The sequence below is a fragment of the Bartonella chomelii genome, assembly GCF_014138465.1.
GTDB classification, from domain to species: Bacteria; Pseudomonadota; Alphaproteobacteria; order Rhizobiales; family Rhizobiaceae; genus Bartonella; species Bartonella schoenbuchensis.
In genome coordinates this window covers 299,659-322,394 of sequence record NZ_JACJIR010000001.1, presented here as the reverse complement: position 1 = coordinate 322,394, position 22,736 = coordinate 299,659, and the positions used below count along the sequence as shown (strand labels likewise).

20 protein-coding genes are annotated in these 22,736 nt (G+C 37.2%); 17 read left to right on the top strand and 3 right to left on the bottom strand.

What is annotated here, in order from left to right:
• The first annotated feature begins 577 nt into the window (after window positions 1-577).
• The 3 genes from yajC to GGR10_RS01380 all read left to right on the top strand — a co-directional run bounded on the left by yajC (window position 578) and on the right by GGR10_RS01380 (window position 2,705).
• Entirely contained in the window at window positions 578-1,036 is a 459-nt protein-coding gene (yajC, locus tag GGR10_RS01390; RefSeq protein ID WP_182479568.1) for a preprotein translocase subunit YajC, read from the top strand.
• A gap of 425 nt (window positions 1,037-1,461) precedes the next feature.
• Window positions 1,462-1,848 carry an Mth938-like domain-containing protein gene (locus tag GGR10_RS01385; protein WP_182479567.1) on the top strand — a complete coding sequence of 129 codons (387 nt, stop codon included), beginning with the start codon at window positions 1,462-1,464 and terminating at the stop codon, window positions 1,846-1,848.
• Window positions 1,845-2,705 (top strand): phytoene/squalene synthase family protein, encoded by an 861-nt coding sequence (locus GGR10_RS01380; RefSeq protein ID WP_182479566.1) that lies wholly within the window; start codon window positions 1,845-1,847, stop codon window positions 2,703-2,705. The genes GGR10_RS01385 and GGR10_RS01380 overlap by 4 nt, the downstream gene beginning before the upstream one ends.
• A gap of 103 nt (window positions 2,706-2,808) precedes the next feature.
• Here GGR10_RS01380 and GGR10_RS01375 read toward each other — a convergent pair whose 3' ends face one another.
• Window positions 2,809-4,695 carry a peptidyl-prolyl cis-trans isomerase gene (locus tag GGR10_RS01375; protein ID WP_182479565.1) on the bottom strand — a complete coding sequence of 629 codons (1,887 nt, stop codon included), beginning with the start codon at window positions 4,693-4,695 and terminating at the stop codon, window positions 2,809-2,811.
• Window positions 4,696-4,846: 151 nt separating this feature from the next.
• Between GGR10_RS01375 and tpiA the strand changes: the two genes are divergently transcribed.
• The 13 genes from tpiA (at window position 4,847) to GGR10_RS01310 (ending at window position 18,201) form a co-directional block, all read left to right on the top strand.
• Window positions 4,847-5,611, top strand: a complete 765-nt coding sequence (gene tpiA / locus GGR10_RS01370) for a triose-phosphate isomerase (protein ID WP_182479564.1) — start codon at window positions 4,847-4,849, stop codon at window positions 5,609-5,611.
• A gap of 80 nt (window positions 5,612-5,691) precedes the next feature.
• The gene (gene secG, locus GGR10_RS01365) at window positions 5,692-6,147 is read left to right on the top strand and encodes a preprotein translocase subunit SecG (protein WP_182479563.1); all 456 of its coding nucleotides are present in this window, start codon (window positions 5,692-5,694) and stop codon (window positions 6,145-6,147) included.
• A gap of 129 nt (window positions 6,148-6,276) precedes the next feature.
• Window positions 6,277-7,905 carry a CTP synthase gene (gene pyrG, locus GGR10_RS01360; RefSeq protein ID WP_182479562.1) on the top strand — a complete coding sequence of 543 codons (1,629 nt, stop codon included), beginning with the start codon at window positions 6,277-6,279 and terminating at the stop codon, window positions 7,903-7,905.
• A gap of 36 nt (window positions 7,906-7,941) precedes the next feature.
• On the top strand, window positions 7,942-8,775 hold the full coding sequence (kdsA, locus tag GGR10_RS01355) for a 3-deoxy-8-phosphooctulonate synthase (protein WP_182479561.1): 834 nt from the start codon (window positions 7,942-7,944) through the stop codon (window positions 8,773-8,775).
• A gap of 80 nt (window positions 8,776-8,855) precedes the next feature.
• Entirely contained in the window at window positions 8,856-10,124 is a 1,269-nt protein-coding gene (gene eno / locus GGR10_RS01350; RefSeq protein WP_182479560.1) for a phosphopyruvate hydratase, read from the top strand.
• Between the two features lie 120 nt (window positions 10,125-10,244).
• Window positions 10,245-10,643: a TM2 domain-containing protein gene (locus GGR10_RS01345; protein WP_010703597.1), complete on the top strand. Its 399-nt coding sequence runs from the start codon at window positions 10,245-10,247 to the stop codon at window positions 10,641-10,643.
• Between the two features lie 153 nt (window positions 10,644-10,796).
• The gene (locus tag GGR10_RS01340) at window positions 10,797-11,126 is read left to right on the top strand and encodes an FtsB family cell division protein (protein WP_034990117.1); all 330 of its coding nucleotides are present in this window, start codon (window positions 10,797-10,799) and stop codon (window positions 11,124-11,126) included.
• 128 nt (window positions 11,127-11,254) lie between these two features.
• Complete coding sequence (gene pdhA, locus GGR10_RS01335) at window positions 11,255-12,295, top strand: pyruvate dehydrogenase (acetyl-transferring) E1 component subunit alpha (RefSeq protein WP_182479559.1); 1,041 nt, start codon at window positions 11,255-11,257, stop codon at window positions 12,293-12,295.
• 16 nt (window positions 12,296-12,311) lie between these two features.
• Window positions 12,312-13,664 (top strand): pyruvate dehydrogenase complex E1 component subunit beta, encoded by a 1,353-nt coding sequence (locus tag GGR10_RS01330; RefSeq protein ID WP_182479558.1) that lies wholly within the window; start codon window positions 12,312-12,314, stop codon window positions 13,662-13,664.
• A gap of 16 nt (window positions 13,665-13,680) precedes the next feature.
• Complete coding sequence (locus GGR10_RS01325) at window positions 13,681-15,009, top strand: pyruvate dehydrogenase complex dihydrolipoamide acetyltransferase (protein WP_182479557.1); 1,329 nt, start codon at window positions 13,681-13,683, stop codon at window positions 15,007-15,009.
• A 228-nt stretch (window positions 15,010-15,237) separates the two neighbouring features.
• On the top strand, window positions 15,238-16,698 hold the full coding sequence (lpdA, locus tag GGR10_RS01320) for a dihydrolipoyl dehydrogenase (protein WP_182479556.1): 1,461 nt from the start codon (window positions 15,238-15,240) through the stop codon (window positions 16,696-16,698).
• Window positions 16,699-16,774: 76 nt separating this feature from the next.
• Window positions 16,775-17,728 (top strand): lipoyl synthase, encoded by a 954-nt coding sequence (gene lipA / locus GGR10_RS01315; RefSeq protein WP_182479555.1) that lies wholly within the window; start codon window positions 16,775-16,777, stop codon window positions 17,726-17,728.
• Window positions 17,729-17,739: 11 nt separating this feature from the next.
• Window positions 17,740-18,201 carry a type II toxin-antitoxin system RatA family toxin gene (locus GGR10_RS01310; protein ID WP_010703604.1) on the top strand — a complete coding sequence of 154 codons (462 nt, stop codon included), beginning with the start codon at window positions 17,740-17,742 and terminating at the stop codon, window positions 18,199-18,201.
• Window positions 18,202-18,642: 441 nt separating this feature from the next.
• Here the strand turns inward: GGR10_RS01310 and GGR10_RS01305 are convergent, their stop codons facing one another.
• Window positions 18,643-19,836, bottom strand: coding sequence for a bifunctional 2-C-methyl-D-erythritol 4-phosphate cytidylyltransferase/2-C-methyl-D-erythritol 2,4-cyclodiphosphate synthase (locus tag GGR10_RS01305; protein ID WP_182479744.1), 1,194 nt, complete (start codon window positions 19,834-19,836; stop codon window positions 18,643-18,645).
• Between the two features lie 68 nt (window positions 19,837-19,904).
• On the bottom strand, window positions 19,905-20,318 hold the full coding sequence (gene rirA, locus GGR10_RS01300) for an iron-responsive transcriptional regulator RirA (RefSeq protein ID WP_078689619.1): 414 nt from the start codon (window positions 20,316-20,318) through the stop codon (window positions 19,905-19,907).
• A gap of 169 nt (window positions 20,319-20,487) precedes the next feature.
• Here rirA and GGR10_RS01295 point away from each other — a divergent pair, with 169 nt between their 5' ends.
• On the top strand, window positions 20,488-22,701 hold the full coding sequence (locus GGR10_RS01295; RefSeq protein WP_182479554.1) for a sensor histidine kinase NtrY-like: 2,214 nt from the start codon (window positions 20,488-20,490) through the stop codon (window positions 22,699-22,701).
• Window positions 22,702-22,736: the final 35 nt, after the last annotated feature.

Below are 22,736 nucleotides of genomic sequence, written 5' to 3'. Positions count from 1 at the left end.
AGAGTTTTTTTTCAATATCCAGTGTATTTTGATTACACTATATAATTTATTGAATCACTAATGACTAATCTGTGTTGTATATGTTTCTACAGCCCCATAAAATGGGCTGTCCTTTAACAGATTGTTACATGTTTTTAGTGAGATGTTCTTTATATTAAAGATTGCAAATAAAGTTTATGTCAACTCAATTGACGTTATTAACAAACCCGAAATATAATTTACTGGAATTTAGCAAAATAATCAGTTCAGGTAGCATTTAAACGAAAGATATTATACGATTAAGATTGGCGATCAATTGATCTAATTTTGGCAACAAAAAATTATTTTACATTAGTTGTTTTTTCAATTTATGAGAGATCTTATATTTTTTTGTATGTATTGGACAGAATGAAATCGTTTTTTAGAAGTATTTATTTGTTGTGTTTTAGCTTTTAAGGTTTTATTTCCTTTGGAAAAGCTAAAACTGTATGATGTAGTGGTTAGGATATATAGTATCTAAGAAATTTTTCTTTCTCTAAGCCAAAAGCTTATTTTAGTAGAGGGGAAATATATGAAGTTTAATCTATAGGAGATCAAAATGTTTATTACTAACGCTTATGCTCAGGCTGCAGGCGGCATTTCTGGTGGGTCGTCGCTTATTACCTTTGTTCCTTTCATTCTGATTTTTGCTATTATGTATTTTTTGATTATTCGCCCGCAGCGTACGCAAATGAAAAAGCGGCAGGAAATGCTTAATGCTGTGCGTCGTGGTGATACAGTTGTAACGGGTGGCGGTATTATCGGTAAAGTTACAAAGGTTTATGATGAGCAGGGTGAGTTAGAGGTTGAAGTTAATGATAGTGTACGCATTCGTGTTGTTCGTTCAACTTTAGCTGATGTTCGTATTAAAGGTGAGCCACTTTCGGAAGAAAAGCCAAAATCTACTGCTAAGGTAAAGGCACCTAAAAAACCTGTAGCTAAAACTGTAAAGAAAGCAAGTACGGTAATAACGAAAAAGGAGAAAGTTGCACCAAAGGAGAGTAAGTCGAAACTGTAATTGCATTTGTAGAATTTTTCACCCTTATAGAGGTAAAATGGCTTTTCAGAGAAAAGCCATTTTATTTTAGGGTAAAGATTGTATCTTTGATTGTTATTCTATGAGAGTATATTTTTTGAATAGTCGTTGTTAAATTAATGAAGGATTAGAACGGTTTTAGCTGTTAATATAATTGCTATATGACTGAAATTACTTATTTTTTAAGCAAATAGGCTAAAATAAATCTTCCTTTTGGGCATAGTTGTTTAAATATCATTTGTAATATTTTTTTGTATATTCACTTATTTTGTTTGATAATATTGATGAAAGATTTTGTGTCAGTGTTGTTATAAGAGCTATTATAGCGTCCTGATTTATTACTGGTCTTTTATTAGTTTTTGGGGGGAGGAAAAAGGACAGTTGGGTTTTTAAAAAAGGTGCTTATTATGTTTCATGCAATTCAAATCCGTGAAGCACATTTTCCGGGACGCGCACCTATTGATGCTTATGGAAATGGTGGTTTTCGTTTCGCTGATATGTCACATCGTGGTTCTATTATGTGTGTACCATCGGGCGTTTACAGTATTAATATGATAGAGCCTATACCCACTCAGGATGATATTTCTCGTATTTTAGAAGAAGCAGATCAGATTGAAGTTTTATTAGTGGGTACTGGGGTCGAATTGTTGCGATTACCTGAAACATTACGAGCACTTTTACGAGAAAAGCATATTTCAACAGATACTATGAGTACAGGGGCGGCAGTGCGTACATTTAATGTTCTTTTAGCTGAAAATCGCGCAGTTGCTGCAGTGTTGTTTGCAGTAGAATGACAAATTTTCTCCCTTATTGTCTTAATATTTTACGCGCTACAGACCGTGATCGCTATATATCAGTTTTATTTGCACCAAAAAAAAAGCGCAGGGCATTAGCTGCTCTTTACGCTTTTAATGCAGAAATTGCTCGTATTCGTGAAAGTGTGCACGATCCACTTATTGGTGAGATACGATTACGTTGGTGGTATGATTCTATTGCCAATGGTGAAATAAAAAATAATAAACATAATCCAATTTTGGATGATTTATTGACAACAATTGCTTTGTTTAATTTACCTAAGACAGCTTTTTTACGTTATTGCGATGCGCGGGTTTTTGATCTTTATAATGATTCAATGACAACCATTCATGATCTTGAAGCTTATTGTAGTAAGACAGCAAGTACAATTTTACAGCTTGCATGCCAGATATTAGATTTTGATGCAGCGCAAAATTTTACAAAAGCATACGAACATGGAGGAATTGCTCAAGCATTGAGTGGTATATTGCGTCTTTTATCGCTTATGCAATCACGATATCAAGGCTATTTCCCTTCTGATATGTTAAAAGCTATGGGGATGGAAAGGGAAGAGTTGGAGTTCAATCACATCAATAATGAACAAAAACATGAGATCATTAAAGCTATGGTAGCGTTATCAAAAGACCATTATCTCAAGTTTTACGAACATTCTATCACTTTACCTAAAACACTCAAACCAGCATTCCTTCCATTGTCAATTACACCAGCATCTCTTCAAAGAACGATGCAATTAGGAGCGAAAGTTTTTCAAGAGAATGCAACTTTATCGCAGCTTCATCGTTATTGGCTGATAACAAAAGCAGCGATGAGTGGACGTTTTCCAAAATTATTATAAATCAATGTCATCCAGGAAGGAGTTTATTTAACTTTTTCCATTGTTAAACAAAACGCTTATACAATTTTATCATTAGATACGTAAAATCGTTCATAAAATTTCACTAAAAAGTATTGAAGATGCGATTATAGTTAGAATTGTTAATTTTCACTGGGTGTTCTTTATTCGCAACTTGGAGTATTTCTAGCTTTAAATCTTCTCTTATCATCATATCCAGATTGTTGCGGACATCAGATGAAATGGTTTGAGCAGTGATATTGTCAGGTATTGCTGAGGCTGTTATTTTATAGATGATACGGTTTGTTGTGAGTGTACCTTTTGCGATGCCATAGTGACCTTTAGGATTAGAAAATAATGCTTTAATATCTTCAGATCCAAAAACTTCTGATGAATCTTGGCGCCGTAAAGCTTGAGTCGTTTGTCTTTTTACGCCAAATTCAGCAGCAAGAGAATCAAAGCTTTTTCCTTTATTAAGCTGTTTGAGAGCATTTTCAGCTTTTTCATCGAGAAGGCGTTGGATTTCTTCACTTTTCCATTGAGCAATGGCATCTTGTTTTACTTCTTCAAGTGTTCTGTCACGGGAAGGGATGATCGTATCTACTTGATACCAGAGATACCCTCCTTCTTGAAGAGAGAGCAGGTCAGGCTCAGTTTCTACATTCGCTTGATAGATAACATCTAACAAGATGTCTTTTTCAGGTAAATCTGTTAGTGTTATCCCTTCAATTGTTGTTCCTTTTTTATCGATGGTGACTTTACGCAGAGGCAAGTTATATTGGTCGGCAATTTCTTTAAGAGAGGCTCCTTCAAAACGGGCATTTTCAATTTCTGTATACTTATTATGCATATCAGTAGCAGCACGGTTTTGTGCAAGTGTTTGGCGAATATTCTTTTCTACAGTTTCAAAAGGAATAGGACTTGAAGGTGTAATATCTATAACACGAATAATTACAGGACCTTGCAGATCATCAATAACAGTACTAACTTGCCCTTTTTTGAGTTCAAAAATCTCAGATTCTAGGTAATTAGGGCGTTCACTTTTTACTAAGGGCCCTTTTTTAATGTCATTGAGAGTCTTTTTTTCACCTTTAACTAAGTCAGCAAAACTTAAACCATCAGCTATTTTTTTGGCAGCTTCATCAGCTGCTTTGCGTGTAGGGAAGCGTAATTCTTCAATTATGCGTTTTTCAGGAGTTGTAAAACGTGAGATATTTTGAGTGTAATAGGTTTTAGCTTCATCTTTAGAAATATCTTCTAATTGCACTAACTTTTCTGGTGTTATAGACAATAAAGAGACAGTGCGATACTCCGGGGCGCGAAATGCATTTTTGTGCGTATCAAACCATTTTTGCAAAGTTTTTTGATCGGGATCAGCAGTACTTTCTTTTTCTTTTAAATTGACAATGAAATAATCAGCGATACGTGTTTCTTCCTGATAAATAGCAAAGGCTTTATAGAAGAGGTCTGGTACCTTCATACCGGATAGTAAAGCTAGAGTGAGCTGATTGCGTTTTTCTTTTTGAGTGTAATAATCAAAGAAATCATTTTGGTTAACACGTAATTGCTGAAGAAAATTGAGAAATAAATCTCGACTAAAGGCTCCATTTTCTTGAAAAATATTGTCAGCACTAATGGTCTGGGCTATCATGTCTTTTGAAAGATTAATTTTCATTTTACGTGCTTGTTCATTAAAAAGTACATCTTGTTGTAACTGATTAAGAACAAAAGCAGAGATTCTATATTGCTGTATTTCCTCTGGGGTAAACATTCGTCCAAGATGGGAATTGAGCGCTAAACGTAAACTTTGATCAGCAAGTGCAAGGCGGTAAGTATCAACAGTTATTGTCGACTTGCCAGAGGTGAGTAAATCTCTCTCGCCTTGTGTGTATAACTGTGGTACACCCCATAAAAAAATGAAACATAAAAGTAAAACAGCAAAAAAAAGCCTAGCAAACCAAGAATTTTTAGCGCTTCTTAGGGTATCAAGCATCGTTTAATTCCATTTATATACACAATGATTATCAAAGCAGTGATCGAATTTGCAATAAAGATGCACAAGATGCAAGCTTAAAGACTTGCTTTCGTTTCATAATTTGGTACTTAAAGCGATAATTTTTTTTAAAAGCTCTTGAGGTAAAGACATGACTCCAAATATTCGGCCTTTAATTGCTGGAAATTGGAAAATGAATGGAATGGGTGAATCTCTTAAAGAGTTACATGCCATCGCTACTGGTATTCGCTCTGATTTGGGTTGTTTATTTGAAGCGCTTATTTGCGTTCCAGCAACACTTTTATCGCGTGCTTCTGATGTGGTGAGTGGTGAAAAGTTGCTTTTAGGAGGGCAGGATTGTCATTTCAGTGATAGTGGTCCTTATACTGGGGATATTTCAGCTGCTATGCTTAAAGAGGCAGGGGCCAGTCACGTTATTATTGGGCATTCAGAACGTCGTACAGCTTATCATGAAAGTAATGCGATTGTTTGTGCTAAAGTACAGGCTGCATGGCGGGCAAATCTTGTTGCTCTTGTTTGTATCGGTGAGACATTGGAAGAGCGTGAAAATGGCGAAGTATTAGATGTAATCGCACACCAGCTTGAGAGTTCTTTACCAGATAACGCGACAGCACAAAATATAATTATTGCTTATGAACCTATATGGGCTATAGGTACGGGTAAAACTCCTACTTCAGAGGATGTTGCACAAGTGCATAATTTTATTCGTGATAAGATAAGCTATCGTTTTGGTAATGAGGGATGTAACATGCGCTTGCTTTACGGTGGATCTGTCAACTCATCAAATGCACTTGAACTTTTGAATACTGCTCATGTTAATGGTGCTTTAATTGGTGGAGCAAGTTTAAAAGCGGTTGATTTTTTAACTATTTGTGATGTTTATCGTCAATTATAAGAAAAGAATTCATAATTATCTCTTGGATTATGCGCAATTTGTATATAAATAACTATAAGTGTTTATAAAGAGCAGAGTTTATGCAAACAGTACTAATTGTAATTCATTTTTTGATTGTTATTACTTTGATTGGCGTTGTGTTGATTCAGCCCTCAGAAGGTGGCGGGCTTGGTACGAGTAGTGGCTCAGGGTTTATGAGTACTCGTGGGACCAAAAACATGTTGACACGTTTGACGACTATCTTGGCAATTTGTTTTTTTACAATGTCCATTGTACTGGTTGTGGTTGGAAATATATCGAACTCTGATTCTGATATTCTTAATCGCATTCCAATTAATTCAGAACAAGATCCGACAAACAAAAATACGACAGAGGAAAGTAAACCATCATCTAATCAAAGTTCCAAGCCCTCTATTCTTGAACAATTAGGTGGTGCTTCGACATCTTCTCAAAAGCAAAGTAAACCTGCTACTCCTGCAGTTGAAAATCCGATTCCATCACCAATTGAAAATCCAAGTGATAATGGCGTCAACTAATTTTTAAAATAAAGTTTAGATTGTAAAAAATTGTTTTTGCATCTTTTTTTGCTTTGCGAAGATAAAAATTCCTTTTTAGCATTTTTTTGACTAGAAAAATTATAATAAACTGCTTATTACCGTAAGCCCATGGCACGTTATGTTTTTATTACTGGTGGTGTGGTTTCTTCTCTTGGAAAAGGCATTGCTGCTGCAGCTTTAGCTGCGATATTACAGGCACGAGGATATCGTGTACGGATCCGTAAGCTTGATCCTTATTTAAATGTTGATCCAGGCACGATGTCGCCTTATCAGCATGGTGAAGTATTTGTTACCGATGATGGTGCAGAAACAGATCTTGATCTTGGTCATTATGAACGTTTTACTGGGCGTTCTGCTAATAATCAGGACAGTATCACGGCAGGGCGTATTTATCGCAATATCATTGAGAGGGAGCGTCGCGGTGATTATTTAGGGGAAACAGTTCAAGTTATTCCTCATGTTACAGATGAAATTAAGGCATTCATTACTGCAGGAAATGAAGAATTTGATTTTGTCTTATGTGAAATAGGTGGAACGGTTGGTGATATTGAGGCAATGCCTTTTTTGGAAGCAATTCGTCAACTGCGTAATGAGTTGCCAAGGCAAAGTGCTGTTTATATGCATCTTACATTAATGCCTTATATTGCTTCTGCAGGTGAGTTAAAAACTAAACCGACACAACATTCTGTTAAAGAGTTACAATCGGTTGGTATTGCTCCTGATATTTTATTAGTGCGTGCAGATCGACCTATTCCAGAATCAGAACGGCGTAAATTATCACTTTTTTGTAATGTTCGTCCAAGTGCAGTTATTCAGGCATTAGATGTTCTGACTATTTATGATGTTCCCGTAGCATATCATAAAGAGGGTTTAGATTCAGAAGTTCTTTTTGCTTTTGGAATTAATTCAGCACCTCAACCAAATATGGATCGTTGGGAGGATATTGCATATCGCATTCACCATCCTGAAGGGGAAGTAACGATTGCAATTGTTGGGAAATATATAGGCCTGAAAGATGCTTATAAATCTCTTATTGAAGCAATTGCGCACGGTGGGTTAGCTAATAGAGTGAAGGTTAATATTGAATGGATTGAAGCGGAGCTTTTTGAAAAAGAAGATCCTGCGCCTTATTTACAAAAAGTTCATGGGATTTTAGTTCCTGGTGCTTTTGGTGGACGTGGTGCAGAAGGTAAAATCCGAGCAATTCAATTTGCACGAGAACGTAAAATTCCATTTTTTGGCATTTGTTTTGGAATGCAATTAGCTTGTATCGAAGCTGCTCGCAATATTGCAAATATTGTAAATGCTTCATCAAGTGAATTTTGCGAGACAAAGGATGCGGTTGTAGGTTTAATGACGGAATGGCTTAAGGGGGATTTGCTTGAAAAACGTACAGCATCTGGAAATCTTGGTGGAACAATGCGTCTTGGTTCTTTTGCAGCGCAATTAAAAGAAGGTAGCCATATCTCCCAAATTTATGGAACAACAAATATTTGCGAGCGGCATCGCCATCGTTATGAAGTCAATATTCATTATAAAGAAAGGCTAGAACGACTTGGATTTATTTTTTCTGGTATGTGTCCAGATGGTATTTTACCAGAAACAATAGAATATGTAGATCATCCATGGTTTATTGGTGTTCAATATCATCCAGAGTTAAAGTCACGTCCATTTGATCCGCATCCACTTTTTTCTTCTTTTATTGAGGCTACTTTGGAACAGAGCAGGTTGGTTTAGCTTTATAAATTACGTGCTCACTTTTTGAGGAATACAATGTCTAAACCAAATGTTTCTGTTAAAGTTGGAAATATTGTTTTTTCTAATGATGCGCCTCTTTCTTTAATTGCAGGTCCTTGCCAGATGGAAAGTCGAGATCACGCTTTTGAGATAGCGGGTCGGCTTAAAGCAATTGCTGATCAAATTGGCATTGGGTTTGTTTATAAATCTAGTTACGATAAAGCTAATAGGACGTCTCTTAATGCGGCGCGTGGTATTGGTCTTGAAAAAGCAATGATTATTTTTTCTGATCTTAAGAAAGAATTTGGCTTTCCGATATTGACTGATGTGCATACAGAAGAGCAATGTGAGGCTGTTGCTTCAACAGTAGATATTTTGCAAATACCAGCTTTTTTGTGTCGTCAAACAGACCTTTTAGTTGCAGCAGCTAAAACGGGGCGTGTAATCAATATTAAAAAAGGTCAGTTTTTAGCTCCTTGGGATATGGAGAATGTCTTAAAAAAAGTAACTCAGAGCGGTAATCCTAATGTTATGCTTTGTGAACGTGGCACTTCATTTGGTTATAACCGTCTTGTTTCTGATATGCGTTCATTGCCAATTATGCGTTCATTTGGAGCGCCTGTTATTTTTGATGCGACACATTCTGTTCAAGAACCAGGTGGAAAGGGTGATTCATCTAGTGGGCAGCGGCAGTTTGTTGAAGCATTAGCACGTGCAGCTGTTGCTGTTGGTGTTGCAGGTGTTTTTTTGGAAACACATCAAGATCCAGATAATGCGCCATCTGATGGGCCTAATATGATTAAAATTGATAATTTACAAAGGTTGCTTGAAATTTTAATGGATTTTGATTGTTTGGCAAAAAAACATTGAATATTCGAGTGTAGATAATTTTTATGAATGACGTTAAGAATAATGTGAATCAAAAACATTCATTGTAAAAGAGAATTCGTATGACTGTAATTGTAGATATCATTGGGCGTGAAGTGCTTGATAGCCGTGGCAATCCAACTGTAGAGGTTGATGTTTATTTGGAAGATGGAGTTTTTGGTCGTGCCATGGTTCCTTCAGGGGCGTCGACTGGTACGCATGAGGCAGTGGAACTTCGTGATGGTGGTACGCGCTATCAAGGCAAAGGTGTTCAAAATGCTATTGCTGCAATTAATGGCGAAATTCTTCAAGAACTTGGTGGGAGAGATGCAGGAAATCAAATGGCAATTGATCAAGCAATGATTGCTTTGGATGGAACACCTAATAAAGCACGTCTTGGTGCTAATGCAATTTTGGGTGTTTCATTGGCAGTTGCAAAAGCGGCGGCAACATCATTAGGTCTACCTTTATATCGTTATATTGGTGGGACGCAAGCTCACCTTCTTCCTACACCAATGATGAATATTATTAATGGTGGTGTGCACGCTGATAACCCAATTGATTTTCAAGAGTTTATGATTATTCCGGTGGGGGCACCAACACTGAAAGAAGCGGTTCGCTATGGTGCTGAGATTTTTCATACACTGAAAAAACGTTTACAGGATGCAGGTTATAATACCAATGTTGGTGATGAAGGTGGTTTTGCACCTCATTTTAAAAGTGCTGAACAAGCAATTGATTTTATTATGGAATCTATTACTGCATGTGGGTATAAACCAGGTGAACAAATTGCTATTGGTTTAGATTGTGCTTCAACAGAGTTGTATAAGGATGGTTCATATTTTTATGAAGGTGAAGGCAAGTGTCGTAATGTAAACCAACAGGTGGAGTATTTAGCTCAGCTTGTTGATGCTTATCCCATAATAACGATTGAAGATGGAATGGCTGAGGATGACTGGGAAGGCTGGAAGCTTCTTACTGATTCGATCGGCAAAAAATGCCAACTTGTTGGTGACGATTTATTTGTGACAAATTCAGCGCGTCTGCGCGATGGTATTAAAATGGGTGTTGCTAATTCTATTCTTATTAAAGTCAATCAAATTGGCACATTAAGTGAAACGCTTGATGCTATAGAAACAGCGCACAAAACAGGTTATCGTGCTATTATATCTCATCGTTCAGGTGAAACGGAAGATTCTTTTATTGCTGACCTTGCAGTTGCGACAAATTGTGGGCAGATTAAAACTGGCTCACTTGCACGCTCAGATAGATTAGCAAAATATAATCAACTTATTCGTATTGAAGAAATGTTAGGAACACAGGCCCTTTATGCGGGCAATTTGCATCGTTAATAGCTGTTAAACAAAATATTATATTCTTTATATTAACAGCATTTTTTAATTTTACTATTTTATTAATAGCTTCACTGTTTTATTAATAATAAGTAAATAATAATTTTATAGGTGGTTGTGATGAGAGGAAGAATTATTAGTCAGGAACAGGGGACATACCTTATTTCAGGTGACGATGGTGAACGTTACCGATTTGCGCTTTGTGATTGGTTAGGAAAAAGCTCCCCAAAAGTTGGTGATTATCTTGACTTTGTTGGTAAGGATGGTGCTGCTACTTCTGTTTTTCCATTGGTGAAACAACAATATTCAAAATTAGTTCTTGCACTTGTTTGTTTCTTTATAGGTACTTTTGGTGTTCATCGTTTTATAGTTGGTAAAACTGGAACTGGTGTTTTTATGCTTATCCTGTCTTTATCTATTTTGGGGTTACCTATTTCTGGAATTTGGGCATTTATTGATTTTATCGTCATTTTAACAGGAGGTTTTACTGACAAAGATGGAAATAAAATCAGAAGTTAGCGGATTTTATGTTTCGCTATAAAGTGTGATATTTTTATTGTTGTGGGTAATATAAAGTATAAAAATAGGCTACGTGCGATTTTTTTGATAATAAGCTGTTAATCAAAGTCATGCATAAATTGCATAGAATATTTTAAAAAGATCATGACTGTTATGTGGACAAAACAAAAACGTAGATCAATTACAGCGCGCTTTATTCTACCATTTATGACGGTTGGGGTTTTAAGCTATTTTGGTTATCATATTTATCATGGTGACTACGGACTTTCTGCACGCAGCAAAATTATTCAGCATATTACTGAATTGAAGGAGGAGCTTTATAAAATAGAAGTTGAGCGAATGTCTATTGAAAAGCGTATTTCTCTTTTACGTGATGGGCATATTGAAAAAGATATGTTGGATGAATATGTGAGGAAAAATTTAAACTTTTCCAAACCCAATGAATTGACAATTTTAATTTCTCCTGACGAGATTAAAAGTTAACTACAATCGGTTAATCTAAAAAAACAATTTAAAACAGTCACTTATGATGAAATGTGAGCTGATTTTATAATACTTGTAACTTTTGTTCGTAAAGGTTATTTCTAGGTAATCATCGAAGGGAGTTTAATATGGCAGAACGGGCTAAAAAAAAATCTGCGCCGGTAATGCAAGCCACATTATCAAACGTTACCAAAACAGCGAAGAAAGCTAATTTTACAAAAGATGAAACAATTGCCGCTTATCGCGAAATGCTTTTGATTCGTCGTTTTGAAGAAAAAGCAGGTCAACTTTATGGTATGGGCTTAATTGGTGGGTTTTGTCATCTTTATATCGGGCAAGAAGCCGTTGTTGTTGGCACATTAAAAGCAGCAAAAGAAGGTGATCAGATCATCACATCTTATCGTGATCATGGCCATATGTTAGCAGCTGGTATGAGTCCGCGTGGTGTTATGGCGGAATTGACAGGGCGTCAGGGAGGTTTTTCCAAAGGAAAAGGTGGCTCAATGCATATGTTTTCCAAAGAAAAGAATTTTTATGGTGGGCATGGTATTGTTGGTGCGCAGGTTCCAATTGGTACAGGCTTGGCTTTTTCGAATCAGTATCTTGGTAAAGATAATGTGACATTGGTTTATTTTGGTGATGGCGCTGCAAATCAGGGGCAAGTTTATGAAAGTTTTAACATGGCCTCACTTTGGAAGCTTCCTGTTGTCTATATCATTGAAAATAATCAATATGCTATGGGGACATCAGTTTCTCGTGCATCTGCGGAAACGGATTTTTCCCGTCGTGGCCTTTCTTTTGAAATTCCAGGCATTGTCGTTGATGGTATGGATGTTCATGCAGTAAAAGGGGCTGCTGATGAGGCAATTGCTTGGGCACGTTCGGGGAAGGGGCCGATTATTCTTGATATGCAGACTTATCGCTATCGTGGTCATTCCATGTCTGATCCAGCAAAATATAGATCAAAAGAGGAAGTACAAAAAATAAAAGAAGAGCAAGATCCGATTGATCAAATAAAACAACACGTTATTAAACAAGGTTGGGTTAGTGAAGACGATTTAAAGTCTATTGATAAAGAAGTCCGTGCAATTGTCGCTGATGCAGCAGATTTTGCACAAAATGATCAAGAGCCAGATGCTTCTGAGCTCTATACTGATATTCTAGTTTAAAGTGGGGAACGTGAATATGTCTATTGATATTTTGATGCCAGCACTTTCACCAACGATGGAAGAGGGTAAATTGTCTAAATGGCTCAAGAAAGAGGGTGATAACGTCAGCTCTGGTGATGTGATTGCTGAAATTGAAACTGATAAAGCAACAATGGAAGTAGAAGCTGTTGATGAGGGTACTATTGGTAAAATTTTAGTTCCTGAAGGTACTGAAGGTGTAAAGGTTAATACTGCTATTGCTATATTGTTGGAAGAGGGTGAAGATGTTGCAAACATTTCACAAATCACAACTAAAAAAATAGAGAAAGCTTCTTCTTCTTTATCAATGCCGGTTCGTCCTGTTTTTGATGTTGGAAGTGATCCTGATATCCCTGCGGATGTTGAAATGGTTACGATGACAGTACGTGAAGCACTTAATCAAGCTATGGCTGAAGAAATGCGACGCGATGAGGCGATTTTTTTAATGGGTGAGGAAGTAGCACAATATCAAGGTGCTTATAAGGTCAGCCAAGGTTTATTGGAAGAATTTGGTACGCGCAGAGTTATTGATACACCAATTACAGAACACGGTTTTGCGGGGTTGGGTGTTGGTGCTGCATTTGGAGGTTTGCGTCCTATTGTTGAGTTTATGACATTTAATTTTGCTATGCAGGCGATTGATCAGATTATTAATTCAGCAGCAAAAACTCGTTATATGTCTGGTGGACAAATGTCTACTCCTATGGTTTTTCGTGGTCCCAATGGTGCTGCAGCACGTGTTGGAGCTCAGCATTCACAGTGTTATGCTGCATGGTATAGTCATATTCCAGGTCTCAAAGTTGTTATGCCTTACAGTGCAGCTGATGCAAAAGGTTTGCTAAAGGCTGCTATTCGTGATGATAATCCTGTTATTTTTCTTGAAAATGAGATTCTTTATGGTCATCAATTTGAAGTTCCTCAAATGGATGATTTTGTTTTACCCATTGGTAAAGCGCATATTCATAAATCTGGTCAGGATGTAACAATTGTTGCTTATGGGATTGGAATGCATTATGCAATTCAGGCATTGCCGGAAATTGAGAAGCTTGGCATTGATGTTGAATTAATTAATTTGCGTACTATTCGCCCAATGGATCTTCCAACAATTCTTGCTTCAGTTAAAAAGACAGGTCGTTTAATAACGGTTGAAGAGGGGTATCCTCAATCATCTGTTGGTACTGAAATAGCAACACGTGTTATGCAGCAGGCTTTTGATTATCTTGATGCGCCAGTTTCTACAATTGCTGGCAAAGATGTTCCCATGCCTTATGCTGCCAATCTTGAAAAATTGGCTTTACCGAGTATTACTGAAATTGTCGAAGCTGTTAAGGCTGTGACTTATCGAGCATAACGAAGGAAAAAGCACTATGCCTATTAAGATTACAATGCCTGCGCTTTCTCCCACAATGGAAGAAGGAAATTTGCTGAAATGGAATATCAAGGAAGGTGATAAGGTCTCTACAGGTGATGTTATTGCTGAAATTGAGACAGATAAGGCGACGATGGAAGTAGAAGCTGTTGATGAAGGAACAGTTGCAAAGATTGTTGTTCCTGCTGGAACGCAGGGAGTTAAAGTTAATACTTTAATCGTGGTTTTGGCAGAAGAAGGTGAAGACTTAAGTGAAGTGGCTAAAATCGCGGAAGATAAGTCTTCTTCTGTTTCAAAGAGAGCGCCAGTTGATGAAAAGCAGGTGGTATCAAAGGATATACAGGTTGCTAATGCGCCACAAGTTCAGCTATCAGTGCAGAAACATGAAAATAGTATACGTCTTTTTGCATCACCTTTGGCACGGAGGTTAGCGGCTCAAGAAGGCCTTAATTTATCACTTATTTCTGGCACAGGCCCTCATGGGAGGATTATTAAGCGTGATGTAGAGAAAGTTCTAAGTGATGGTGCTCTTAAAGCTTCTTGTTCATTACAAGTTGGTCAGCCAATGGCAACGGGTATTGCGGACGAACAAATAATAAAACTATTTAGAGAAGGTGAATATACACTTACACCTCATGATAGTATGCGTAAAACAATTGCTAAGCGTTTGACTGAATCAAAACAAATGGTGCCGCATTTCTACGTAACAGTAGACTGTGAGCTTGATGCATTGTTGGCATTACGTGCGCAACTTAATGCTGCTGCTCCAATGGTTAAAACGCAAGAAGGTACTAAACCCGCTTATAAATTGTCCATAAATGATATGGTTATTAAAGCTATTGCGCTTTCTTTGAAAGCTGTACCTGATGCCAATGTGTCATGGCTTGAAGGTGGAATGCTTTATCACAAACACTGTGATGTTGGTGTTGCTGTTTCTATTCCAAATGGGTTAATTACGCCAATTATTCGCCATGCAGAAGAGAAATCTTTGCCTATTATTTCTAATGAGATGAAGGATTTTGCAACGCGTGCTCGTGAACGTAAGTTGAAACCAGAAGAATATCAGGGGGGGACAACAGCAGTATCGAATATGGGTATGTATGGTGTGAAAGAGTTTTCTGCTATTATTAATTCACCGCATGCAACGATTTTTGCAATTGGTGCAGGTGAACAGCGGGCAGTTGTTAAGGATGGTGCATTAGCAATTGCTACTATGATGTCAGTTACACTTTCCACTGATCACCGCGCAGTTGATGGTGCGTTAGCAGCAGAACTTGCTCAGACCTTTAAAAAGCTGATTGAAAATCCACTAGCAATGTTGATGTAGTGATTGTTAAAGTACTTCACATAAATTGTGTATGTGGCAAGAGTGGTGATATGGAAAAAGTAGATCTGAATAGTCTTAATAATAGTTTTGTAGCTTCTTTTGATTTGAAGAAGGTGTTTATATGTATTCTTAGAGACAGGATATACGAAAAAGATTTATCCTGTTAGTTTTCTGTTTTAAGCTCGGATAGTCTGGATCCGTTTTGTTTATGTCCATGGAGGGATTACTGTGGCAAATCTTTATGATATAATTGTGATTGGTTCAGGACCGGGCGGATATGTAACTGCAATTCGCGCGGCACAATGTGGTTTCAAGACTGCAATTGTTGAACGTGAATATTTAGGTGGTATTTGCTTAAATTGGGGTTGTATCCCAACAAAAGCTCTTTTGCGTTCAGCGGAAATGAAGCATTTTGCTGAACATGCGGAAGATTATGGGCTAAAACTTAATGGTTCAATTGAAGTAGATATTAAAAATGTTGTAGCGCGTTCGCGTGGGGTTTCAGCACGTTTAAATGCTGGTATTGGTTTTCTAATGAAGAAAAACAAGATTGATATTATTTGGGGTGAAGCAAAGCTAACTAAGGCAGCTAAAGGTAGCCAGCTTGCAGAAATTGTGGTTTCTCCATCATCCAAAGCAATTGTGCAACCACAAAATCCAGTTCCTAAGGGAACATTAGGTGAGGGGACTTATCAGGCAAAACATATAATTGTTGCGACTGGTGCCCGTCCACGTTCTATTCCCGGTATTGAACCAGATGGAAAACTTATTTGGACTTATTTTGAAGCAATGGTACCGCATACACTACCAAAGTCACTGTTGGTGATGGGGTCTGGAGCAATCGGTATTGAATTTGCTTCTTTTTATCATGATATGGGCTCTCAAGTAACTGTCATTGAAATGATGCCTCAAATTATGCCAGTTGAGGATATTGAAATTTCAACATTTGCGCGTAAACAATTAGAGAAAAAAGGCATACGTATTTTGACTGATGCAAAAGTTACAAAGGTTGAAAAAGCTGTTGATTTTATTACGGCGCATATCAATGTTAAAGGTAAAACAGAAACAATAACAGCTGACCGATTGATTTCAGCTGTTGGAGTTCAAGGTAATATTGAAAATCTTGGTTTAGAAGCATTAGGTGTCAAAACTGATCGTGGATGCATTGTAACTGATGAATGGAGCTGGACGGGTGTAGAAGGGATATATGCTATTGGTGACGTTGCTGGTCCCCCTATGTTGGCTCATAAGGCAGAAGAAGAAGGCGTAATCTGCGTTGAACGTATTGCAGGTCTGAAAAGTGCTCATGCACTTGATAAAGGGAAAATTCCTGGATGTACCTATTGTACACCACAGGTTGCCTCTGTAGGGCTTTCAGAGAAAGCAGCAAAAGAGGCTGGCTACGATATACGTGTTGGTCGTTATTCTTTTTCAGCTAACGGTAAGGCAATTGCTTTAGGTGAAGATCAAGGGTTGGTTAAGACTATTTTTGATAAAAAAACAGGGCAGCTTCTTGGTGCCCATATGGTAGGAGCAGAAGTGACAGAACTCATTCAAGGTTTTGTTATTGCCATGAATCTTGAAACAACTGAAGAAGAGTTAATGAGCACTGTTTTTCCACATCCGACATTATCAGAGATGATGAAAGAAAGTGTATTAGATGCGTACGATCAGGTTTTAAATGCTTGATAATTAGGTTATATGAAAAATTTTGTGTTTTATGATTTTTCATCGGCGTTTGCTCTTAAGAAGGCAGAGATCTTAGATGGTTACGGTGGTTGATAGAGTTGCGAATAGACGTGTCCGTCATCCTGAAAAGGTGCATCGCCCAGATACGGTCATTCAAAAAAAACCAGATTGGATTCGTGTAAAAGCACCAACATCACAAATTTATAGGGAAACCCATGGTATTGTACGTTCCAATAAATTGGTGACAGTATGTGAAGAAGCTGGTTGTCCAAATATTGGTGAATGTTGGAGCCAGCGACATGCTAGCTTTATGATTTTAGGTGAAATATGTACGCGAGCTTGTGCTTTTTGCAATGTTGCAACAGGTATTCCACTTGCAGTTGATGATGATGAGCCAGAGCGTGTGGCAGATGCTGTTGCACAGATGGCGTTAAAGCATGTTGTTATTACATCTGTTGATCGCGATGATTTGGTTGATGGTGGTGCACAGCATTTTGCGAAAGTTATTCATGCTATTCGTCAAAAGACTCCTACAACAACAATTGAAGTCCTTACACCTGATTTTCGGCATAAGGATAATGCATTAGAAATTGTAGTTGCTGCTAAACCTGATGTTTTTAATCATAATTTGGAAACAGTTCCATCTAAATATTTGAAAGTGCGCCCAGGGGCACGTTATTTTCATTCAATTCGACTGTTACAACGCGTTAAAGAACTTGACCCAACAATTTTTACAAAATCGGGAATTATGGTTGGTCTTGGGGAAGAACGGAATGAAATTTTTCAATTGATGGATGATTTGCGTTCTGCTGATGTAGATTTTATGACAATTGGGCAGTATTTGCAGCCTACGCGAAAGCATCATCCTGTCATTCGTTTTGTAACTCCTGATGAATTTGAATCTTTTGCCAAGGTTGGTAAGGCAAAAGGTTTTTTACATATGGCTTCTAATCCTCTGACACGTTCATCTCATCATGCTGGAGATGACTTTAAAGCTTTACAAAAAGCACGTGCTGAAAAATTTGCTTGATAGAGAGAATTATGCCAACTTTTACAACACATCGGCAAATTGCCCATACTGCTCATGAAATGTTTAATCTTGTTGCAGATATTGAGTCTTATCCTGAATTTTTACCAATGTGTGAGGCTTTAATAATACGTTCTCGGAAGGAGTATGAGGAAAAGACATTGCTCCTTGCTGATATGACAGTTGGTTATAAAATGATTCGAGAAATGTTTACGACACAGGTACTTCTTCAACCTAAGAAAAATCTTATTGAGGTTAAATATATTGATGGTCCATTTAAATATCTTGAAAATCATTGGGTATTTCACCAAATTCAAAATATGAATGCGTGTAATGTAGAGTTTTTTATTAATTATGAATTTAAGAGCAAAATGTTAGAATTACTCACGGGATCGATGTTTGATATTGCTTTTCATAAATTTACAAATGCTTTTGAGAAACGTGCTCATCAGATTTACGGTGTTTTAGAGATATAATAGTTGAGTTTGCTTGGATGCGTAATAAATATTGCGTTTGCAGGCTGCATTATAACAAGACCAAAAACTAAAAATTGAATGCGGAGGAATATTATGACAAAATGCACAAATCTCATAGATTTATTGAGGTGCTATTTTCAAAATTTTTCATGTTTATAACAAAAATTGAAATTATAGTCTTTTAAGTATTTTCAGCTATTGTAAGAACAAATTTTTGTAAAATGCATAGTGCGTTTATAAATTCAGTGCATATAGCTACCAGATTTATTTTAATTTCTTTGAATAAACAATGAATTTGCCAATCGGATCTATCCAATGATTTTACAATATCGGTAGGGTTTGCAACGGTGATTTCTTTATAAAAATGCTACTGTTGTGAGTAATAGACCTTTTGAAAAACAAGTCGTTAGAACTATATGGTCTACATTTCACAAATGCATATTATTTTAAAATTTCTCCTGGGTAAATGACAGTAGCTGTTGCAAGAGAAGCAATGCCTTCTTCACGGCCTATGAATCCTAGTTTTTCGTTAGTTGTTGCTTTAATAGAAATACGATCAGCTGAAATTGTGAGTATATTCATAAGGTGTGTTACCATCCTATGACGATAAGGACTGATTTTAGGTTTTTCTGCAATGAGTGTGATATCAACATTAGCAATACGACCGCCTGCTTTCTTAATAATACTAACAGCGTGGCTTAGGAAGATTTCTGATGATGCATTTTTCCATTGGGGATCAGAGGGAGGAAAATGAGTGCCTATATCTCCGGCACCTTGAGTAGCTAAAAGAGCATCTGTTAGTGCATGAAGAGCAACATCAGAATCTGAATGCCCATTTAATTTCTTTGTAAAAGGGATTTTTACGCCACATAATGTGATATAATCACCATCTATAAAAGAATGGACATCATAGCCATTTCCAGTACGAATATCAGGGAACATAGGTGCTCTTTTCTGGAGATATGAATGTGCGGTTTCAAGATCTTCCGGCCATGTAATTTTTATATTATTAGGATTTCCAGGAATGATTCGCATAGGAATACCAAACCATTCGGCAATTGCTGAATCATCGGTGAAATTGTGTTTGCAAGATTGTATTGCTTTTTCATGAGCTGCTAAAATAAGTTCAAATGGAAAGCACTGCGGAGTTTGTGCACTATAGAAATTGGTACGCGGAACTGTTTCTACAACATAATGTGCATTATTTACACGTTTAAGAGTATCGGAAATGGGAAGAACAGGCAGAACACCTTCTTGATGGTTGACAGTAGTATGAATTTGCTCAAGAAGCTTGCTTTCGATAAAAGGGCGTGCACCATCATGAATATGAACATAGTCTGGTTTAATATCTTTAAGTGCATGAAGCCCGTATAAAGCGGAGAGTTGCCGTGTAGCGCCCCCTTCTACAATGATGAGATCTTTCTTAAAATCAGCTATAGCATTTTCACATATTTGGTGGTCGTCTGGGTGGATAACCAAAATAATGGTTGTGATAGCTGAATGTTGCAAAAAACAACGCACAGTATGATAAATAACCGGCTTTTGCCCTAAAAGTCGGTATTGTTTTGGACTATTTTGTAAAGATCCTGCTCTTTCGCCACGTCCAGCGGCTAATATTATAGCTGCAATAGAAATACTTAATTCCTTTTTAAAGTTTGGTTTAGGCTAATTGTTTTATTATTTTTTCTATGATCAACTCTTTATTAACGTTGTAATAATGGTTGTTGTAAATCAGAAATGGATGTTGTTGATAACACATCGAAAAAAGCATTTAATGCATTTTTGAGTACGATATTTAAGTTACAGGAATTAACCAGTGGGCAATTAACTTCTGTTTTATCAAAACATTCTGCCATAGAGAAATTGTCTTCTATTATTTTTACGACATCAGCTACCGAGATCTCTGTTGCTGGTTTAGCCAATTTGATGCCACCATTGCGTCCACGTACTGTTTGTAAAAAACCTGCTTCCACTAATGGTTGAAGGATTTTAAATAAAAAAAGCTCAGAAATGGCATATGTTTTAGCAATTTCAGGGATAGAACTTAAACTATCTTGATTAGACGCGCAGTACATGAGTATTCGGAGAGCATAATTTGTTTTTTTTGTTAATCGCATGACATCTCCTTGAAAAGTATTAATCAGACATACTTTATTTTAAAACTGTTTCAAAAATGTAGAAATTCTTTCTTAATTTTCTGAATTAGTTATATTTTAAACATAGCATTGCCAATTTTTATCACAAAGGGTTGTGTGAGAACAAGGAGATAAGTAACGTAAGATCACCATGAATACAACATCTGTGACAAATATCCAGGATATAAACCAAAATACTTATAGCGATGAGTCGCGTCGTTTAAGTAATGTGTATACATTTTGGGGTATCACAATTATTGTATTAGCTTTGCTAACAGCTTCTGTTTCATTTGTTATTCTTGTCGGGTTAACCTCTATTGTACCTAATAGAGCTGTAACATTGGTTCTTATAGGAATTAATAGTATTTGGATTTTGGGGCTTGGAGTTATTGTTCTATATGAAATAATTCCTATTATGCGTGCGTGGCGGTCAAGGCGTGCTGCTTCACGTCTTCATGTGCGTCTTATTTCATTGTTTGCACTTGTAGCAACATTGCCGGCTGTTGCTGTTGCTCTTGTTTCAGGGCCTGCTCTTAATTTGGGGCTTGATCGGTGGTTTGATACAACAACTCGGCAAATTGTGGGTTCTTCTATCGATTTAGCTAATGCTTATGCGGATGAAATGCTCCAAAATTTGAAAAATTTATCTTATGCTATGGCATTTGCGCTTGATAATAAAAAGCTCCTAGCACACAATCCAGTTGAATATCGGTTACAATTAACACGTCATGCTGCAGGTCGTAATCTTCGTGGTGCGTTTTTGTTAAGCTCGACAGGGGCTATTTTTGCTTCAAGCGATCTTGGTGATGAAGATAAATTGCCCATTCCACCATCCCATCTTATTGCTCAAGCAACCAGTGAAAGACCTTTTTCTTTTCAGCCGGGAGTTCATGATTATTTTGGTATTGTTTTAAAATTTACGAATATCTCAAATACATTTTTATATTTGGTGCGTGATGTTGATAAAGATGTATTATCTGCTTTGCGTTTAACGGAAATCAATACAGATCGTTATCGTGGTTTGAATGAAAATCGCCTGCCAACGCAAATTGCTTTTGGTATGCTTTATTTATGTCTTTTTTTAAGTTTATTTCTATCAGCTATTTGGGCTGGTATAGCTGTTGCTGATCGTTTGGTACGTCCTATTCGGCTTCTTATAGGTGCGGCTGATGATGTGGCCTCTGGAAATATGGAAGTTTTTGTACCGGTACGTGCGAAGGATGGAGATATTGCGCAATTATCAAAAACTTTTAATTACATGGTTAGCGAACTTAAGAGTCGGCGCAATGAGTTGATAGCAGTTCGCGATCAAATCGACGAAAGACGGCGTTTTTCTGAAGCTGTTTTATCGGGTGTAACAGCGGGTGTGGCTGGAATTGATGATAATGGGAATATTACAATTATTAATAGGTCTATTGAGACAATGTTTGGTATTAATTCTGAACAAGTTATAGGACACAGCCTTTTATCATTAAGTGCTGAAATCGGGAAGGTTTTTGAGTTTGTTCGTTCGTCAGGGCGCAAAAACCATCGTGAGCAGGTGACTTTAAATGTTGCAGAGCAAGAGCGCGTCTGTAATGTACAAATTACGATGGAGGAAGATGATGGGCAAGGGCAATCTTGGGTTCTAACAATTGATGATATTACAGACCTTGTAGAAGCACAACGTTCATCAGCATGGGCAGATATTGCACGCCGTATTGCGCATGAAATCAAAAACCCACTTACACCTATTCAGTTATCGGCTGAGCGTATTCGTAGACGCTACGGCAAAGTTATTACGCAAGATCAGGAGGTTTTCAATCAATGTGTTAATACAATTATTCGACAAGTTGGGGATATTGGGCGTATGGTTGATGAATTTTCTTCTTTTGCACGTATGCCCAAACCACACATGAGTTTTTCTGATGTACGTGGATTACTGCATGAGGCGTGTTTTTTGATAGAAGTTGCACGACATGATATCCATTTTGAACGAGATTTGGGAGATGTACCGCTTATAGGTGAATTTGATAATCGTCTTATTGTTCAGGCATTCAGTAATGTTATTAAAAATGCGAGTGAAGCGATTGATGCAGTTGCGCGAGAAAAAGGTGTTCATGGACATATTTTAATACGTTCTTATCGTCAAAGAGAGCACTTGGTTGTGGATGTTATTGATAATGGTAAAGGGCTTCCTAAAGAGCAAAGACAAAAATTATTAGAGCCTTATATAACAACGCGGGAAAAAGGGACAGGGCTTGGTTTGGCTATTGTCCGCAAAATTATTGAAGATCATGGTGGCTACATGGAATTGCATGATGCACTAGATAGTTTTTATGAAGGTCGTGGTGCGATGATTCGTATGGTATTTCCGGCGGTTTGAGCAAGAAGTGTGGCACAAATCATAAGATAAGGGAA

Bases quoted from the DNA above. Each gene is read 5' to 3' on its own strand.
- yajC (WP_182479568.1), top strand. From the start codon at position 578: ATGTTTATTACTAACGCTTATGCTCAGGCTGCAGGCGGCATTTCTGGT.
- GGR10_RS01385 (WP_182479567.1), top strand. From the start codon at position 1,462: ATGTTTCATGCAATTCAAATCCGTGAAGCACATTTTCCGGGACGCGCA.
- GGR10_RS01380 (WP_182479566.1), top strand. From the start codon at position 1,845: ATGACAAATTTTCTCCCTTATTGTCTTAATATTTTACGCGCTACAGAC.
- GGR10_RS01375 (WP_182479565.1), bottom strand. From the start codon at position 4,695: ATGCTTGATACCCTAAGAAGCGCTAAAAATTCTTGGTTTGCTAGGCTT.
- tpiA (WP_182479564.1), top strand. From the start codon at position 4,847: ATGACTCCAAATATTCGGCCTTTAATTGCTGGAAATTGGAAAATGAAT.
- secG (WP_182479563.1), top strand. From the start codon at position 5,692: ATGCAAACAGTACTAATTGTAATTCATTTTTTGATTGTTATTACTTTG.
- pyrG (WP_182479562.1), top strand. From the start codon at position 6,277: ATGGCACGTTATGTTTTTATTACTGGTGGTGTGGTTTCTTCTCTTGGA.
- kdsA (WP_182479561.1), top strand. From the start codon at position 7,942: ATGTCTAAACCAAATGTTTCTGTTAAAGTTGGAAATATTGTTTTTTCT.
- eno (WP_182479560.1), top strand. From the start codon at position 8,856: ATGACTGTAATTGTAGATATCATTGGGCGTGAAGTGCTTGATAGCCGT.
- GGR10_RS01345 (WP_010703597.1), top strand. From the start codon at position 10,245: ATGAGAGGAAGAATTATTAGTCAGGAACAGGGGACATACCTTATTTCA.
- GGR10_RS01340 (WP_034990117.1), top strand. From the start codon at position 10,797: ATGTGGACAAAACAAAAACGTAGATCAATTACAGCGCGCTTTATTCTA.
- pdhA (WP_182479559.1), top strand. From the start codon at position 11,255: ATGGCAGAACGGGCTAAAAAAAAATCTGCGCCGGTAATGCAAGCCACA.
- GGR10_RS01330 (WP_182479558.1), top strand. From the start codon at position 12,312: ATGTCTATTGATATTTTGATGCCAGCACTTTCACCAACGATGGAAGAG.
- GGR10_RS01325 (WP_182479557.1), top strand. From the start codon at position 13,681: ATGCCTATTAAGATTACAATGCCTGCGCTTTCTCCCACAATGGAAGAA.
- lipA (WP_182479555.1), top strand. From the start codon at position 16,775: ATGGTTACGGTGGTTGATAGAGTTGCGAATAGACGTGTCCGTCATCCT.
- GGR10_RS01310 (WP_010703604.1), top strand. From the start codon at position 17,740: ATGCCAACTTTTACAACACATCGGCAAATTGCCCATACTGCTCATGAA.
- rirA (WP_078689619.1), bottom strand. From the start codon at position 20,318: ATGCGATTAACAAAAAAAACAAATTATGCTCTCCGAATACTCATGTAC.
- GGR10_RS01295 (WP_182479554.1), top strand. From the start codon at position 20,488: ATGAATACAACATCTGTGACAAATATCCAGGATATAAACCAAAATACT.